The 14,430-nt window shown below is 72.2% G+C and carries 15 protein-coding genes; 8 read left to right on the top strand and 7 right to left on the bottom strand.

What is annotated here, in order from left to right:
- Positions 1–18: 18 nt before the first annotated feature.
- Positions 19–1,068 carry an endo-1,4-beta-xylanase gene (locus HNR57_RS24740; protein WP_184562947.1) on the top strand — a complete coding sequence of 350 codons (1,050 nt, stop codon included), beginning with the start codon at positions 19–21 and terminating at the stop codon, positions 1,066–1,068.
- Positions 1,069–1,128: 60 nt separating this feature from the next.
- Here the strand turns inward: HNR57_RS24740 and HNR57_RS24735 are convergent, their stop codons facing one another.
- From HNR57_RS24735 to HNR57_RS24725, 3 genes are all read right to left on the bottom strand, one after another.
- Positions 1,129–2,154 carry a LacI family DNA-binding transcriptional regulator gene (locus HNR57_RS24735; RefSeq protein ID WP_313674621.1) on the bottom strand — a complete coding sequence of 342 codons (1,026 nt, stop codon included), beginning with the start codon at positions 2,152–2,154 and terminating at the stop codon, positions 1,129–1,131.
- A 210-nt stretch (positions 2,155–2,364) separates the two neighbouring features.
- Positions 2,365–2,568 (bottom strand): DUF5999 family protein, encoded by a 204-nt coding sequence (locus tag HNR57_RS24730; protein ID WP_033307435.1) that lies wholly within the window; start codon positions 2,566–2,568, stop codon positions 2,365–2,367.
- A gap of 442 nt (positions 2,569–3,010) precedes the next feature.
- Positions 3,011–3,595: a hypothetical protein gene (locus tag HNR57_RS24725; protein WP_184562944.1), complete on the bottom strand. Its 585-nt coding sequence runs from the start codon at positions 3,593–3,595 to the stop codon at positions 3,011–3,013.
- Between the two features lie 559 nt (positions 3,596–4,154).
- On the opposite strand from HNR57_RS24725, the gene HNR57_RS24720 reads away from it, so the two are divergent.
- Entirely contained in the window at positions 4,155–5,672 is a 1,518-nt protein-coding gene (locus HNR57_RS24720) for a glutamate-cysteine ligase family protein (protein WP_184562943.1), read from the top strand.
- Between the two features lie 69 nt (positions 5,673–5,741).
- A complete protein-coding gene (locus tag HNR57_RS24715) occupies positions 5,742–6,542 on the top strand; it encodes a CPBP family intramembrane glutamic endopeptidase (RefSeq protein WP_184562942.1) in 801 nt (266 codons plus the stop codon).
- Between the two features lie 50 nt (positions 6,543–6,592).
- Here the strand turns inward: HNR57_RS24715 and HNR57_RS24710 are convergent, their stop codons facing one another.
- Complete coding sequence (locus HNR57_RS24710) at positions 6,593–7,411, bottom strand: PhzF family protein (protein ID WP_184562941.1); 819 nt, start codon at positions 7,409–7,411, stop codon at positions 6,593–6,595.
- 165 nt (positions 7,412–7,576) lie between these two features.
- Here HNR57_RS24710 and HNR57_RS24705 point away from each other — a divergent pair, with 165 nt between their 5' ends.
- Entirely contained in the window at positions 7,577–8,203 is a 627-nt protein-coding gene (locus HNR57_RS24705; protein WP_184562940.1) for a PadR family transcriptional regulator, read from the top strand.
- Positions 8,204–8,263: 60 nt separating this feature from the next.
- On the opposite strand, the gene HNR57_RS24700 is transcribed toward HNR57_RS24705, so the two are convergent.
- Positions 8,264–8,692, bottom strand: coding sequence for a type II toxin-antitoxin system Rv0910 family toxin (locus tag HNR57_RS24700; RefSeq protein WP_184562939.1), 429 nt, complete (start codon positions 8,690–8,692; stop codon positions 8,264–8,266).
- 223 nt (positions 8,693–8,915) lie between these two features.
- On the opposite strand from HNR57_RS24700, the gene HNR57_RS24695 reads away from it, so the two are divergent.
- The 3 genes from HNR57_RS24695 to HNR57_RS24685 all read left to right on the top strand — a co-directional run bounded on the left by HNR57_RS24695 (position 8,916) and on the right by HNR57_RS24685 (position 11,732).
- Positions 8,916–9,464, top strand: coding sequence for a Clp protease N-terminal domain-containing protein (locus tag HNR57_RS24695; RefSeq protein ID WP_184562938.1), 549 nt, complete (start codon positions 8,916–8,918; stop codon positions 9,462–9,464).
- Positions 9,465–9,553: 89 nt separating this feature from the next.
- Complete coding sequence (locus tag HNR57_RS24690) at positions 9,554–10,558, top strand: EamA family transporter (protein ID WP_184562937.1); 1,005 nt, start codon at positions 9,554–9,556, stop codon at positions 10,556–10,558.
- A 226-nt stretch (positions 10,559–10,784) separates the two neighbouring features.
- Positions 10,785–11,732 (top strand): DMT family transporter, encoded by a 948-nt coding sequence (locus HNR57_RS24685; RefSeq protein WP_184562936.1) that lies wholly within the window; start codon positions 10,785–10,787, stop codon positions 11,730–11,732.
- A 4-nt stretch (positions 11,733–11,736) separates the two neighbouring features.
- On the opposite strand, the gene HNR57_RS24680 is transcribed toward HNR57_RS24685, so the two are convergent.
- Together HNR57_RS24680 and HNR57_RS24675 are read right to left on the bottom strand one after the other, a co-directional pair.
- Complete coding sequence (locus HNR57_RS24680) at positions 11,737–12,369, bottom strand: FMN-binding negative transcriptional regulator (protein WP_184562935.1); 633 nt, start codon at positions 12,367–12,369, stop codon at positions 11,737–11,739.
- The gene (locus HNR57_RS24675) at positions 12,369–13,055 is read right to left on the bottom strand and encodes a pyridoxamine 5'-phosphate oxidase family protein (protein WP_184562934.1); all 687 of its coding nucleotides are present in this window, start codon (positions 13,053–13,055) and stop codon (positions 12,369–12,371) included. The genes HNR57_RS24680 and HNR57_RS24675 overlap by 1 nt, the downstream gene beginning before the upstream one ends.
- 35 nt (positions 13,056–13,090) lie before the next feature.
- Here HNR57_RS24675 and HNR57_RS24670 point away from each other — a divergent pair, with 35 nt between their 5' ends.
- The gene (locus HNR57_RS24670) at positions 13,091–14,422 is read left to right on the top strand and encodes an aminotransferase class I/II-fold pyridoxal phosphate-dependent enzyme (RefSeq protein WP_184562933.1); all 1,332 of its coding nucleotides are present in this window, start codon (positions 13,091–13,093) and stop codon (positions 14,420–14,422) included.
- The last annotated feature ends 8 nt before the right edge of the window (positions 14,423–14,430 follow it).

The following is a 14,430-nucleotide window of genomic DNA, read 5'->3' as shown; positions in this document are numbered from 1 at the left end:
GTCGTGAGGAGTCGCACCATGCGCACCACCCGTCTGAGACTCGCCGGCGCCGTCGCCGCGCTCCTGGTCGCCGCCGGCCTCGCAGCCGGCACCCCCGCCCAGGCGGACCACCAGCAGCCCACCCTCGCCGACCTCGCCCAGCGGCACGGCCGCTACTTCGGCAGCGCCACCGACAACCCCGAGCTCGTGGACGAGCCGTACAAGGCCCTGCTCGGCAGCGAGTTCGACCAGATCACCCCCGGCAACGGCATGAAGTGGTACGCGACCGAGCCCCAGCAGGGCGTGTTCGACTTCTCCCAGGGCGACGAGATCGTCGACCTCGCCCGCGCCAACCGGCAGAAGGTACGCGGCCACACCCTGGTCTGGCACAGCCAGCTGCCCGGATGGCTCACCAGCAGGGAGTGGACGGCCCCGGAGCTGAGGGCCGTACTGAAGAAGCACATCCAGGCGGAGGTACGGCACTACCGGGGCAAGGTGTTCGCCTGGGACGTCGTCAACGAGGCGTTCAACGAGGACGGTACGTACAGGGAGTCGGTCTTCTACAAGACGCTCGGCCCCGGCTACATCGCCGACGCGCTGCGCTGGGCGCACCAGGCCGATCCGCGGGTCAAGCTGTACCTCAACGACTACAACATCGAGGCGACCGGCCCGAAGAGCGACGCCTACTACCGGCTGGCCAAGGAGCTGAAGGCAGCCGGCGTCCCGCTGCACGGCATCGGCCTCCAAGCGCATCTGGCCCTGCAGTACGGCTATCCGGCCACCCTGGAGGACAACCTCCGCCGTTTCTCCCGGCTCGGTCTCGACACCGCGCTCACCGAGGTCGACATCCGGATGCAGCTGCCCGCGACCGAGGAGAAGCTGGCCCAGCAGGCCGAGTGGTACGCCGACCTGACCGAGGCGTGCCTGGCGGTACGCCGGTGCGTCGGCATCACGCTGTGGGACTACACCGACAAGTACTCGTGGATCCCGGCGTTCTTCCCGGGCGAGGGCGCGGCCCTGCCGTGGGACGAGGAACTCCGGCGGAAGCCGGCGTACTTCGCGCTGCGTGAGGCGCTCGGCGGGAGGTAGTGGGGCGGGCGGCGCCCTGCCGGACAGGGGGTGGCGGGGCGCCGTTCCTCGTGGTGGAGGTCAGGCCGGAGGTGCGGTGCTCGCCCGGACCACCAGGTCGGTGCCCAGCTCCACCCGTGGTGAGGCCGGCTGCTCGTCGCGGGTCAGCCGCAGGACCGTGCGGACGGCTAGTTTGCCCATGTCGGCCAGGGGCTGGCGGATCGTCGTCAGGGGCGGGGCCGACCAGCGGACTTCCGGAAGGTCGTCGAAGCCGACCACGCTCATGTCCTGCGGCACCCGCAGCCCGCGCCGGCGAAGCGCCTCGATCGCGCCGAGTGCCATCTGGTCGCTGGCCGCGAACAGGGCGGTCGGCGGCTCGGGGAGGTCGAGCAGGGCGGTGCATGCGGTGAATCCGGACTCCGGGCGGAAGTCGCCGGGGACGACGAGGGACGGGTGCGGCGTGATGCCGGCGCCCTCCAGGGCCGCGCGGTAGCCGTCCAGGCGGGCTCGGGAGCACAGCAGGCGGGGCGGGCCGGCGATCAGCCCGATCCGGCGGTGGCCGAGGGACAGCAGGTGCTCGGTGGCCGCCAGGCCGCCCGACCAGTTCGCCGCGCCGATCGTCGGGGCGTCCAGGGCGGGTGAGCCCGCCGGGTCCACGACGACCAGGGGCACGCCGAGGATCCGCAGCTCCTCGTGCAGCGTGGAATCCAGGGCGGACGTCACGAGGATGACACCGTCGGAGGCGCGGGCCCTCAGGTTGCGCATCCACTCGCGGGCGTCGCCCGACCGCCCGTGGATGGCCGACACCACCGTGCCCACCCCGGCGGCGTGCGCGACCTCCTCGACCCCGCGGATGATCTCCACGGCCCAGGGGCTGTCGAGGTCGTTGAAGACCAGGTCGAGCAGGGCGGCACGGGCGCCGGGGGCCGCGGGACGCCTGCGGTAGCCGTGGCGGCGCAGGAGGTCCTCGACCCTGGCCCGGGTCTGCGGCGACACGTCGGACCGGCCGTTGACGACCCGGGACACGGTCGGCACGGACACGCCGGCCTGCCGGGCGATCTCCGTGATCGTGACCTTGCCCTCGGCGTCGGCCCCACGTGCTCCCACTTGCCCCACCTCCGTCGACGGGTCACCGCGAAACTTCCAGGAGTCTTCCGGAAAACGGGCATCCGTGGGAAGGCGTACGAGCCGGGAACGGCACGTCGCGAGGGGTGACGGTGAGTGACGACCCCCGGACATGCGTCGGGGCCGGTTCGCAGGGTGTCCTGCGGCCGGCCCCTCATGTGTGCCGGCGGGGCGTCGCCCCGCCGCGCGGCCTCAGGCGGCCGTCATCACCTGGCCCGCCAGCGGACGGTGCGGGGCGATGGCCCGGCCGTCCGGCAGGAGCTCGCCGGTGTCCTCGAAGAGCACCACGCCGTTGCACAGCAGGCTCCATCCCTGCTCCGGGTGGTGCGCCACGAGGCGGGCGGATTCCCGGTCGGCGGATTCTGCTGAAGGGCACTGGGTCTGGTGCTGGCACATGGGTGGGATCTTTCGCTGGGTTGAGATGGATGATGAGACTGAGTTGTCTGAGTCGGCTGTCGTGTCTGTTCCGCGGCTAGAAGTGTCGTTCATGGCCGCCCCCCGTTGTGATAAGTCGTCGGAACCCAGTGTTGCCCCACGGGCGTCATTCCGCAGGGATTTCGCGGCACCGCTTCTCACAGGTTCATGACGCATCACCCGCGCGGACGGTTCATCCCAACTGCACTGTCCCTTCGGGTGGTTCGCAGTGGCCGAATAGGGCTAGTCCGCTCGGGCGGCTCCCCTTTCCGGCTCGTACGAGCAATTACTTGCTCGTACGAGCGATCGTGTGAGGGGTAAAGCGATCGTGTGAGCGGCCGGGCGCACCATTGACGGCTGACGGGGAAAGGAACGACCCCGCCGCCGGAATTCGGCGACGGGGTGCGAGGGGCTGCGCGGCGCTTCAGGCGGGTGAGCCGAGCAGTCTGGTGGGAGTGACCCGGTGTGTCAGCACCGGGAGGAGTTCGGCGACGCGGTGCGGGCGGTGGGCGGCGATGCCGGGAGGTGCGGGCGCCAGCGGGACGAGCAGGTCGGTGGCGGCGGGATGGCCGGCGGCGCCGTCCGCGGTGCAGTCCTCGTGCAGCCAGAGCGTCAGCATGTACAGGCCGGGCACCGACAGCAGGCGGGGCTGGTACGGCTGCGGCATCGTCTCGGCCTGGCGCAGGGCGCGCTCGGTGGAGGTGATGTACGGGCCTTCGAAGAAGTGGGAGAAGGCCCAGCCGTCGGGAGTCAGCATGGTCTCCGCCGCGGCCACGGCGCGGTCGCCGCAGCGGATCAGGAAACGCCACCCGGCCAGCCGGGTCGCGGACACGCCCTCGGCCGTCACGTGGTCGAGGACGTGCACGGGCAGGGGGAGCTCGGGTGTGGCGGGTCCCTGGGTGCCGAGCAGGGAGGGAGTTCGGGCTTCGCGGACCGCGGTCGGAGAGGAGAGCGCACTGAGGACGGAACGGAGTGCGGGCGCGGGAGCCGGAGGGACATGCAGCGGCATGGTGGGTCGCCTCTCATTCAAAGGCACGGTGGCGCGAGGGCGGGGGCGGGGGCGGGGGCGGACGGCGCTGTCAGCTCACGAGGGTCAGAGAGGCAGGGGCCGGGGTCATGAGAACGCGAGGGGGGTGGGGTCCGCGTCGCCTCGACGGCAGGACCCGTCGACCGTGGGCGCCAACCTTCTGCCTTGTTCGCGGAGTTTATACGACACGGGTTCAGACTGTGTTTCGTCTAGCCGTTTCCGGTGAGTAGAACAAGGGTACATTCGGTCGGCGATACGCGAGAATTATCCCGATTCCGGGTGGGGGTGCACGGCGATGACCTCGGCGAATGCCCGCGAACCGGTCGGCCCATTCTCGTCGGCGTTTTTCACGAGTTCTTAAGGCCCCGAAACCCGTCCTGTGCGTCATGCCGAGTGAATGTGCCACCGGTCACTCGTGACCAGCGTAGCGGCCGACGGGTCCGGCCGGGACGTTATCGATCGCTTTCGCTGGGCATCCTCCACCTGACCGGGACCCCGGCGGCCCTGGATCCTGGCCCGCACCACCGAGGAAGGACGTTCGATGGGGGAGAAGGTCGCGGCAGGCAGGTTCGACCTGGCCGATCGCCAGCGCTACCGCGACAAGCTGCGTCAGTGCCTGACGGGCTTGGAGCGACTCCTGGCGGAGAAGCGGTTCGATCGCCCCAAGAACCTCATGGGGCTGGAGATCGAGCTGAATCTCGCGGGCGCCGACGGCATGCCGAAAATGTTGAACGGGCAAGTCCTCGAACGCATCGCGAGCCGTGATTTCCAAACAGAACTCGCCATGTTCAATCTGGAAGTCAACATTCCCCCACACCGTCTGGGGGGCCGGGTATTCGACCGCCTCGCGGAGGAACTCCGTACGTCACTGGCATATGCCGACCGGAAAGCCGGCGAGGTCGACGCGGGCATTGTGATGATCGGTATTCTGCCGACTCTCGACCGTGACGACCTGGTGTCGTCGAACCTCTCCGACGTCGACCGGTACACCCTCCTCAACGACCAGATCGTGGCCGCCCGCGGCGAGGAGTTCACCCTCGACATCGACGGCGTGGAGCACCTGAGCTGCACCTCGAAGTCCATCGCGCCGGAGGCCGCCTGCACCTCCGTGCAGCTGCACCTCCAGGTGACCCCGGCCCGCTTCGCCGACGTGTGGAATGCGGCCCAGGCGGTCGCCGCCGCGCAGATCGCCGTCGGCGCCAACTCGCCCTTCCTCTTCGGCCGGGAGTTGTGGCGCGAGTCGCGGCCCCCGCTGTTCCAGCAGTCCACCGACACCCGCCCGCCCGAGCTCCAGGCCCAGGGCGTCCGGCCGCGCACCTGGTTCGGGGAGCGCTGGGTCACCTCGGCGTACGACCTCTTCGAGGAGAACCTGCGTTACTACCCGGCGCTGTTGCCGATCTGCGACGACGAGGACCCGCTGAAGGTGCTCGACCAGGGCGGCACACCGTCGCTCGCGGAACTCGTGCTGCACAACGGCACGATCTACCGCTGGAACCGCCCGGTGTACGGCATCGCCGACGGCGTCCCGCACCTGCGCGTGGAGAACCGCGTCCTGCCGGCCGGACCCACCGTCATCGACGTCATCGCCAACGCGGCCTTCTTCTACGGGGTCGTCCGGGCCCTCGCCGAGGAGTCCCGGCCGGTCTGGACGCGGCTGCCGTTCGAGGCGGCCGCCGCCAACTTCGACGCCGCGTGCAAGGACGGCATCGACGCCCGCTTCACCTGGCCCCGGCGCGGCCGCTACAGCGGCACCACCGAGGTCGACGCCGTGAGCCTGATCCGCGACGAACTGCTGCCGCTCGCCGAGGCCGGACTGGACGCCTGGGGAGTCGAGCCGGCCGACCGTGATCTGTACCTGGGCGTGATCGAGGAGCGCTGCCGGCGCCGGGTGAACGGGGCGAGCTGGCAGGCCGCCACGTTCCACAAGGCACTGGACGCGGGCCTCTCCCGGGACGACGCGCTGGCCGCCACGACCCGGCGCTACCGCGAGCTGATGCACAAGGGCGACCCGGTCCACAGCTGGCCGGTGGAACTGCCGGAGCCGGTGTCGCCGGACTGACCGCCGCCGTCGGGGTGACATCCCGCTGCCGCCATACTGATCCGACACGTCGGTGAAGTGGAGGCAGGTGTGCAGGCGGAGGCGAACCCGGTGGGCGGTTCCATTCCCGAGCAGGGGCTCTCACGGCGGATGCTCCGCGACGAGACGCTGCTGGTCCTCGCCCTGTCGCTGGGCGCGAGCGGAGTGTCCGCGCTGATCAGCTTCATCGGGTCGGTCACCAAGCCGGGCGGCCTCAAGGACCAGGCGGCCACGATGAACGCCTCGGCCGCGCCCGGCCGGCCCTGGCTCGACCTCGCCTGGCAGCTCTTCGGCATCACCACGGCGCTCGTCCCCGTCGCCCTCGTCGCGCACTTCCTGCTGCGCGAGGGCGCGAGCCTGCGCGCGATCGGCTTCGACCGCACCCGGCCGTGGTTCGACCTCGGTCGCGGGGCGGCGATCGCCGCGGTCATCGGCAGCACCGGCATCGCCTTCTACCTCGCGGCCCGCGGGCTCGGCTTCAACCTCACCGTGGTGCCCGAAGCGCTGCCGCCGGTGTGGTGGAAGTACCCGGTACTGATCCTCGCGGCGATCCAGAACGCGGTGCTGGAAGAGGTGATCGTCGTCGGCTACCTGCTGCGGCGCCTGGACCGGCTGGGCTGGTCACCGACGGCCGCGTTGGCCGGCAGCGCCGTTCTGCGCGGCTCGTACCACCTCTACCAGGGCATCGGCGGCTTCATCGGAAACATGGTCATGGGCGTCGTCTTCGTCTACCTCTACCGGCGCTGGGGGCGGGTCGGCCCGCTCGTGGTGGCCCACTCGCTGCTCGACATCGGGGCATTCGTCGGGTACGCGCTGCTGGCGGGCAAGGTGGGCTGGCTGCCGACGGCGTGACGCGGTACGCAAGGGGGCGTACGACACCGTCGTACGCCCCCTTCCGTGTCTCAGGCCAGCAGGTCGCCCTCGATGACGGTGACGGCCCTGCCGGTCAGCAGGGTGCGGTCGCCGCGCAGCTCCGTCCGGACGCGGCCGGAGCGGGGTGAGGCCTGCAGCCCGGTGAGGGCGGCTCGGCCCAGTCGCTCGGACCAGAACGGGGCGAGGGCGGTGTGGGCGCTGCCGGTGACCGGGTCCTCGTCGATGCCGACGTTCGGGAAGAAGCAGCGCGAGACGTAGTCGTGGCCCCGGGCGGGGTCCTCGGCCAGAGCGGTGGCGATGACGCCGCGCTCGGAGTGGGCGGCGAGGGCCTTCAGGTCGGGGGCGAGGCCGTGCACCGTCTTCTCGCCGTCGACCTCGACGAGCAGGTCGCCCACGTTCGGTCCGGTGTCGAGAACCGTGAGCGGTTCGGCGCCCAGCGCCTCGGCCAGGCCGCCGGGCGGGTCGACGCGGGTGAGCGGGGCCGTCGGGAAGTCCAGCGTGACGGAGCCGTCCCCGGCGGGCGTGGCGACCAGGACGCCGCTGCGGGTCGCGAACCGCACCGGGCCCTGGTGGGCGCCGGTCGCGTGCAGCACGTGGGCGGTGGCGAGGGTCGCGTGGCCGCACAGCGCGACCTCGGTGGCCGGAGTGAACCAGCGCAGGGCCCAGTCGGCCTCGGCGCCTTCGGGGAGCGGGTGGGCGAAGGCCGTCTCGGCGTGGTTGACCTCCAGGGCGACGTTCTGCAGCCAGGTGTCGTCCGGGAAGGAGTGCGCGCCGGTCAGCAGCAGGACTCCGGCCGGGTTGCCGGAGAAGGGGCGATCGGTGAAGGCGTCGACGATTCGAATCCGCATGCCGCGACGCTAGGGCTCCCGTGAAGCCGCAGGCCAAGGCCAATTCACGGGCGCTGGACCGATTCTGCCGACCGGGCTTCGCGAAGAGGGTCTTGTCGTTCGCGCGTTACCGATATATCGTTGAGACATCGCGACAGATCAACGATGGAATGGAGAGTGGTTGCGATGCGTACCCACGGATTCGAGCGTGGACATGGACACGGCGGCCCGCATCACGGCCGGGGCGGCTTCGAAGGGCTTCGTGCCGCCTTCGGTCCGTTCGGGCCCGGTGGCCCCGGCTGGGGCGGGCCCGGTGGCCCGGGCTTCGGTCCCGGCCCCTGGGGCGGACGAGGGCGCGGGGGGCCGAGGGGGAGGGCGCGGCGCGGTGACGTGCGCGCCTCGATCCTGGCCCTGCTGAAGGACCGGCCGATGCACGGCTACGAGATGATCCAGGAGATCGCCGAGCGCAGCGGCGGGGCGTGGAAGCCCAGCCCCGGCTCGGTGTACCCGACCCTCCAGCTGCTGGAGGACGAGGGGCTGATCGCCAGTGCGTCCGAGGGCGGCAAGAAGCTGTTCTCGCTCAGCGAAGCGGGCCGCGAGGCCGCCGAGGAAGGGTCCGAGGCGCCCTGGGAGGAGGCCTCGCGCGGGGTCGACTGGGAGGCCCTCGGCGAGATCCGCCAGGCCGGCTTCGGCCTGATGGAGGCCTTCGGCCAGGTCTGGAAGACGGGTAGCAAGGAGCAGCGGGAGAAGGCGCTGGGCGTCATCAACGAAGCCCGCAAGAAGCTGTACCTCATCCTCGCCGACGAGGACTGAACCCCCGTAGCGGGACAAGCGCCCCCGGATGGCTCCGGGGGCGCTTGCGCGTGCCGGAGGTCAGGTCACCAGCCCGTCCAGCTTGCGCAGCGACTCGTGCAGGGCGGCCGTGGCCGAATCCTTGAGCTTTCCCGCCATGAGGGACACCGTCGCGCCCGTGAACTCGCCGTCGATGCGGACCGTCGTGGCGTCGCCGTCGGGCGTGAGGGTGTAGCGCGTCGCCACCGTCACCGCCATTGGGCCCTTGCCGCGGATGGCGAGCACGCGCGCCGGTTCCAGTGCCTCGACGGTCCAGGCCACCTCGGCCGGGAAGTTCATGAGCCGCATGTTCTCCTGGAACGTCGCTCCCACTTCCAGGGGCTCCGGGCCGCCCGCCGGGAAACTCGTGTGGGTCGCGTTCCACTCGCCGTACGCGGGCCAGTCCGTGAGGTGCGCCCACACCTTGTCGGCCGGTGCCCCGATGCGTGCCTCCGCGCTGACTTCGGCCATGCGACCACCTCTTCGTGTCGGGGCTGGGTGTCGCGGAACGTAGCCGTGACGGTCGCAATGTTCAATACTGACGAACCATCAGCCGCGCGGGGCCTGCGTCTGAATCTGCCTGATCTCCTCCGTAGGGAGGAGATTCCGCTCGCTGGAGTCCACTTCCCGTGGGACGCGAAAATGCTTCCCGCCGCGGATGACCCGGGCCCGCGGGACTGATGGGGTAGAGGTTGTGCAATCCCGAATCCCCCGGCAGTCGGCCCCTGAGCGCGGCATGCAGCGCGCGGACAACGATGCCAGGCTCAGTGACGATCTGACGTCGGTGGTCGCCGGTGCGCGGCGCCGGGCCGTCCGGGACGGGGACCGGCAGATCGACACCGCCCACCTGCTGCACTCGCTGCTGGAGTCCGACCCCGAGACGCGTGCCGTCTTCGGTGACGGGCCGCAGATCGCCCGGCTGCTCGGCTATCTCGTCCAGCGCAGCATCGGCTACGGCCTGCGCTGGCAGAGCGGCGTCGAGGACTCCGGCGCAGTCCCCGTGGTGACGGGGGCGGCGGGATTCTCCCCGCTCGCCGCCGGGTGCATGGAGTACGCCTGTGAACGCGCCGCCGGGCGGGGCGGACGGGCCCGTGGCACCGACCTGCTCGCGGCGATCGTCGCCGACCCGCAGGCGCGCGCGGTCGAGGTGCTCGAACGCGCGGGCATCGGCGCCCGCGAGGTGTTCGCCCGGCTCGACGACCGGTCCGGCCGCACCGAGGAGTGCGGCGAAACCACCCTCTGAGCGGCGGCACCCGGAGGGGCCGTCCGCCCCGTCCAGGCAGTGAGACAGGTGTCATAGGGGATGACGCTCCTGTCGCGGCCTGCCATCATGTGCCGGTGCGTACCTCTGACAGCAGCGTGAGCGGGCGCGGCAGGGGTGTGGGGCTCGGCCTCGCGCTCCTGTCCGCGGTGGCCTTCGGCGGATCCGGTGTCGCGGCCAAGCCGCTGATCGAGGCGGGCCTGGACCCGCTGCACGTGGTGTGGCTGCGCGTGGCCGGGGCCGCGTTGGTCATGCTGCCGCTCGCCGTGCGCCATCGCGCGCTGCTGCGGAGGCGGCCCGGGCTGCTCGCCGGGTTCGGGCTGCTCGCCGTCGCCGGTGTCCAGGCCTGCTACTTCGCGGCGCTCTCCCGGATCCCCGTCGGGGTGGCGCTGCTCATCGAGTACCTGGCGCCCGCGCTCGTGCTCGGCTGGGTGCGGTTCGTGCAGAAACGGCCCGTGACGCGTGCCGCGGCCGTCGGTGTCGTGCTCGCGGTCGGAGGACTCGCCTGTGTCGTCGAGGTGTGGTCGGGCCTCCGCTTCGATGCCCTGGGGCTGCTGCTCGCGCTCGGCGCGGCCTGCTGCCAGGTCGGCTACTTCGTCCTGTCCGACCAGGGCAGCGACGCCGGGGACGAGGCGCCCGACCCGCTCGGTGTCATCGCTTACGGGCTGCTGGTCGGCGCGGCCGTGCTGACCGTCGTCGCCCGGCCCTGGACCATGGACTGGTCGGTGCTCCAGGGCACCGCGAGCATGGACGGCAGGCCCGTCGCCGCCGTCGTCCTGCTGGGGTGGATCGTCCTCGTCGCCACCGTCGTCGCCTACGTCACCGGTGTGGTCTCCGTGCGCCGGCTCTCCCCGCAGGTCGCGGGTGTCGTGGCCTGCCTCGAAGCGGTCATCGCCACCGTCCTGGCCTGGGTCCTGCTCGGCGAGCACCTCTCGGCACCACAGATCGCCGGTGGGGCGATCGTGCTGGCGGGCGCGTTCATCGCGCAGTCCTCGACGCCCTCGAAGGGCTCCGGGCAGCCGGTGGCGAGCGGTGGCCCGGAAAGAGAATTGTCCCGGCGCGGAACCAGCGCATAGGGTTCCGATCATGCCTTCGAACGCACTCGTTCTTCCGCCTCCGGCCGCCTGAGGCGGGCCCTCCGGAAACCGCGCCCGGCGTCTCGCCGCCGCGCAGAACGGTGCTGCCCGCAGACGAAGTCCGTGGACCCCTGATCCTCACTGATCCGGGGTTCTTCCCGAACTTCCGCGCACCTGCCGCCGCTTGTCGCGTGCGGCGTGCCGTGCGCGTCTGCGGAGAGAACGCGTGTCGAACACTGCCATCGGCCTGCCCGTCGGGCGAGGCCTCCTCTATCTGATCGTCGCCGGTGTCGCCTGGGGCACCGCCGGTGCGGCCGCCTCCCTGGTCTACCGGGCCAGCGACTTGGGGCCGGTCGCCCTTTCCTTCTGGCGCTGCGCCGCCGGTCTCGTGCTGCTCCTCGCCGTCCGCCTGCTGCGGCCCCGCGCCGGGACCCCCGCGCGAGAACCGCTTAGGCGCCGGGCGCTGCGGGCCGGGGTCACCGGGCTCGGGCTCGCCGTCTTCCAGACCGCGTACTTCGCGGCCGTCTCCGCCACCGGGCTCGCCGTGGCCACCGTCGTCACCCTGGGCGCGGGGCCCGTCCTCATCGCGCTCGGCGCCCGGCTGACCCTCGCCGAGCGTCTGGGCCGGGGCGGTGCCGTCGCCGTCACGGGTGCCCTCGCCGGGCTCACGGTCCTCTTCCTCGGTGGAGGGGGCACGACCGTACGCCCCGTGGGTGTGCTGCTCGCGCTGCTGTCCGCGGCCGGATACAGCGCGATGACGCTGCTCACCCGCCGGTGGGGCCGCGACGGCGACGCGGACGCCGCCCGGACCGCCGGGGCCTTCGCCGTCACGAGCCTGTGCCTGCTGCCGTTCGCCCTGGCGGAGGGACTGCTGCCGCACACCGAGGAGCCCGGCCGGCTCCTGCTCCTGCTGGTCTACGTCGCCGCTGTCCCCACCGCGCTCGCCTACGGCCTCTACTTCGCGGGCGCGGCCGTCGTGCGGTCCGCCACCGTCTCGGTGATCATGCTGCTCGAACCGGTGAGCGCGGCGGTGCTCGCCGTCGTCCTGCTCGGCGAGCACCTCACGGCGGCGACGCTGGCCGGAACCCTGCTGATGCTCGGTTCGGTGGCGGCCCTGGCGGTGGGGGAGGCGCGAGGCGCCCGGACGAGCGAGGAGCCGGTGACAGCCGTGTGAGGCTTTAGGCCTCCTGCCTGCGCAGGAGATGGTCGCGAGCCCTTCCGTCACCCGGACCGCCGCGGGCCGCGAGGCCCGCGGCGATCCGGTCCCGGACTTCGGCCGGCTTGTGGCTCGCGTACTTGAACTTCGCCCGTACGTCCGTCACTTCGAGGCGCAGGCCGCGAATGCCGGCGAGCATCCTGCCGTACGGGGCCTCACCCGCCACTGCCCGTGCGGAGCCCCCCATCGGCTGGAAGTGGTCGACCTGGCGGTTGAGCAGCTCGGCCTTCTCCTCCGGGTCGTCCACGACATGGGCGCGGCAGCGGAGCTGTACGGCTGTGTAGAAGCTCGTCGGGGTGCCGTGCTCGGGCGGGACGTCCGGGGCGGCCTGCCAGGGCCCGGGCACGAACACGTAGTCGTCGACCACGCTCAGCAGGACGTCCGGGCCGGCCTCCAGGGCAGGCCAGAGCGGGTTCGGACGGGCGAGATGGGAGACGACCTCACGGCGCCCGGCATCGTAGGCGAAGTGCAGGGGCTGGACGTGGGGAGGTTCGCCCGGCAGGCCGTTGACGGCGAGCTGACCGAAGTCGTGACCGGCCAGCCACTGCTGCCACTCGGCGTCGTCTCGGGGCGCGTCCCAGGGATGGATCAGCATCACAAGGCCGCGAGGTAGCCGGGCAGTTCGGTGCCGGGAGCCAGGCCGGGGTCGGAGACCGGGGTGCCGTAGGTGCGCCGGACCGGGACGACACCGGCCCAGTGGGGGAGGGCGAGATCCTCCGGTTCGTCGTTCACGCCGCCGGTGCGCAGCTTCGCGGAGACCTCGTCCAGGTCCAGGCGGATCACGGCGGTGGCGGCGAGCTCCTTCTTGTCGGCGGGGCGCGAGTCGGCGGAGCGGCCGGGCACGACGTGGTCGACCAGGGCGTCCAGTGCCTGCCGCTTCTCCTCGGGGTCCCTCACGTCGTGGGCGACGCCGTGCACCACCACGGAGCGGTAGTTGATCGAGTGGTGGAAGGCCGAGCGGGCCAGCACCAGACCGTCGACGTGCGTGACCGTCAGGCAGACCGGGAGGCCCGGGTCGGCCTGGCCGGCCGCCCGCAGCGGACGCGAGCCCGTCGAGCCGTGCACGTACAGCCGCTCGCCGACGCGGGCGTACAGCGTGGGCAGTACGACCGGTGCCCCGTCGCGGACGAACCCGAGGTGGCAGACGTAGGCCTCGTCGAGTATTGCGTGCACCAGGTCCTTGTCGTACGAGGCCCGGTCCGGGGAGCGGGTGGGGACGGTGCGGTCGGTCGGGGTGTAGCCGGTCTCGGGCTGCGACGGCGTCTGCGCGGTCCCCTGCATGGCGCTCTCCATTGCACTAGTGCATACTTAGCTTTGTGCTAGGAGAGTATCCGATCAGTGGGCGTCGCGCAGCGGACATTTCCGCGAGCATCGAGCGCGCGGTGGGGGCAGGTGAGCTGCGGCCGGGGCAACTGCTGCCTCCCATGCGGGAGTTGGCCGAACGGCTGGGGGTGAATCCCAACACGGTGGCGGCCGCGTACCGGACCCTGCGCGAGCGCGGGGTCATCGAGACCGCGGGCCGGCGGGGCAGCCGGGTGCGGCCCGCCCCGGCGACGACCGGGCGGGAGCACTTCAGGGTGGACGTCCCCGAGGGCGTGCGGGACGTGGCGCAGGGCAATCCGGACCCGGCGCTGCTGCCGCCGCTCGCGGACGCGTTCGCGGCGGCCGCCGCCGAGGGGGACCGGGCGCCGGTGCTCTACGGGGGCACACCCGTGGAGCCGGAGCTGGCCCGGATGGCGCGGGCCGGCTTCGACGCCGACGGGGTGCCGGAGGGGCCGGTGGCCGTGGTCTCCGGGGCACTGGACGGCGTCGAACGGGTGCTGGCGGCCCACCTCAAGCCCGGCGACGCCGTCGCCGTCGAGGATCCCGGCTGGGGCCGCACCCTCGATCTCGTGCCGGCGCTCGGACTGCGGACCGTGCCGGTGGGTGTCGACGACGAGGGGCCCCGCGCGGAGGACGTCCGGCGGGCGCTGGAGGCCGGGGCGCGGGCTCTGATCGTGACGGACCGGGCGCAGAACCCGACCGGCGCGGCGGTGAGCGCGCCGCGCGCGCGGGCCCTGCGAGCCGTGCTCCGGGAGCACCCGGAGGTCCTGCTGATCGAGGACGACCACGGGCACGGCATCGTCGACCTGCCCCTGCACCCGCTGGCCGGAGTCACCCGCCACTGGGCGTTCGTCCGCTCGGCGGCCAAGGCCTACGGCCCCGATCTGCGTCTCGCCCTGCTCACCGGGGACACCCTCACCGTGGACCGGGTCAGTGGACGGCACCGGCTCGGACCGGGCTGGGTCAGCCGTCTGATGCAGCGGGCCCTGGTGCGGCTGTGGGCCGGCGGCGCGGTGGACACGGCCGAGGTGGCGGCGTCGTACGGGAGGCGGCGGGACGCGCTGATCGGCGCGCTCGCACGGCGCGGTGTCGCGGCGCACGGGCGCAGCGGCATGAACGTGTGGGTGCCCGTGCCGGACGAGACCGGCGCCGTCGCCCGGCTGCTGCACGCCGGCTGGGCCGTGGCCCCCGGGGCCCGCTTCCGGCTGGCCGCGCCGCCCGGTATCCGGGTCACCGTCTCGACCCTCGCCGACGGCGAGGTCGAGAAGCTGGCCGACGCGATCACCTCGGCGGTCGGGCCCGCTCCCGCGCGGAGCTACGACTGAGGCACGGC

The organism is Streptomyces paradoxus (genome assembly GCF_014202475.1).
In the GTDB taxonomy this organism is placed as follows: Bacteria; Actinomycetota; Actinomycetes; order Streptomycetales; family Streptomycetaceae; genus Streptomyces; species Streptomyces paradoxus.
Note: the sequence above shows the minus strand (reverse complement) of the source record. Positions and strands in the feature narration are given on the sequence as shown.

Bases quoted from the DNA above. Each gene is read 5' to 3' on its own strand.
- HNR57_RS24740 (WP_184562947.1), top strand. From the start codon at position 19: ATGCGCACCACCCGTCTGAGACTCGCCGGCGCCGTCGCCGCGCTCCTG.
- HNR57_RS24730 (WP_033307435.1), bottom strand. From the start codon at position 2,568: ATGTGCCAGCACCAGACCCAGTGCCCTTCAGCAGAATCCGCCGACCGG.
- HNR57_RS24725 (WP_184562944.1), bottom strand. From the start codon at position 3,595: ATGCCGCTGCATGTCCCTCCGGCTCCCGCGCCCGCACTCCGTTCCGTC.
- HNR57_RS24720 (WP_184562943.1), top strand. From the start codon at position 4,155: ATGGGGGAGAAGGTCGCGGCAGGCAGGTTCGACCTGGCCGATCGCCAG.
- HNR57_RS24710 (WP_184562941.1), bottom strand. From the start codon at position 7,411: ATGCGGATTCGAATCGTCGACGCCTTCACCGATCGCCCCTTCTCCGGC.
- HNR57_RS24705 (WP_184562940.1), top strand. From the start codon at position 7,577: ATGCGTACCCACGGATTCGAGCGTGGACATGGACACGGCGGCCCGCAT.
- HNR57_RS24700 (WP_184562939.1), bottom strand. From the start codon at position 8,692: ATGGCCGAAGTCAGCGCGGAGGCACGCATCGGGGCACCGGCCGACAAG.
- HNR57_RS24680 (WP_184562935.1), bottom strand. From the start codon at position 12,369: ATGCTGATCCATCCCTGGGACGCGCCCCGAGACGACGCCGAGTGGCAG.
- HNR57_RS24675 (WP_184562934.1), bottom strand. From the start codon at position 13,055: ATGCAGGGGACCGCGCAGACGCCGTCGCAGCCCGAGACCGGCTACACC.